This window comes from Parabacteroides sp. AM08-6 (genome assembly GCF_003473295.1).
In the GTDB taxonomy this organism is placed as follows: Bacteria; Bacteroidota; Bacteroidia; order Bacteroidales; family Tannerellaceae; genus Parabacteroides.
On sequence record NZ_QRMP01000081.1, the window covers coordinates 1 to 992 of the forward strand.

Annotated in this window: 1 protein-coding gene; it reads left to right on the forward strand. The window is 34.6% G+C overall.

The features are described from left to right. Positions 1–363: 363 nt before the first annotated feature. On the forward strand, positions 364–992 hold a 629-nt coding region (locus tag DW103_RS17935), incomplete at its 3' end, for an IS1595 family transposase (RefSeq protein WP_122278653.1).

The window sequence follows — 992 nt, forward strand, 5'->3', positions numbered from 1 at the left end:
GCCTCCCGGAGTATATCCACAATGTCCGATACGCTTTCTTTCATGACATAAAGATACTGATAATTAGATAGATACACAAATTATTGAGGCTCTTTTTTTCATTCATGATGATATTTTTTTAGCATAAAATATCATTTTGTCATTTTGCCCCAATGGTTAACCGGCGTGTTCTGTTGCTTAATAAAACATTTAAAACCAGCAACATAAAAGATGTAAACAGGGAGCTGAGTAGTTACTATAAAATAGAGAATTATATAACATAAAAAATGTAAAAAGTGTGACTTATGTAGAAATAAACTCATTTACAGCATGTTATGTGGACATAATTTTTGTATATTTACTACGTTTCTAAAAATGTAGGATATGTTCAATTTTAAGTCACTCCCAGAATTTTTAGCAATGTTCCCAGATGAGCAAGCATGTATAGACTTTCTTGAAAAAGAGAGATGGGGTAATCATGTTGTTTCTCCATTTGATTCAGATTCTAAAGTATATAAGTGCAAGGGGAATAGATACAAGTGCAAAAACACGGGGAAATATTTCAATGTCCGTACAGGGACGATCTTCGAAAATTCAAAAGTATCATTACGAAAATGGATGCTGGCATGTTATTTTACTGTTGAGATGAAAAGAGGTGTATCCTCTTTGCAATTGTCTAAAATTGTGGGAGTAACACAGAAAACGGCTTGGTTTATGCTCCAACGTATTCACAACTGTTTCAGCATTGAGATAAATGAACCGTGTTTAGAGGGTGAGATTGAAGTTGACGAGACTTATATTGGTGGAAAAAACAAGAATAGGCATAGCAAGGATAAAGTTAAAGATACACAGGGGAGATCTTTGAAAGATAAAACCCCTGTGTTTGGTACACTCCAGCGAGAGGGATTTATTGTGGCTTATGTTGTTGCAGATACAAAAGGTAAAACTTTACTTCCTTTGATATATAATACCGATTGTCGTATTCCATTAGCTTGTCCCGATGCCTCTCCAGT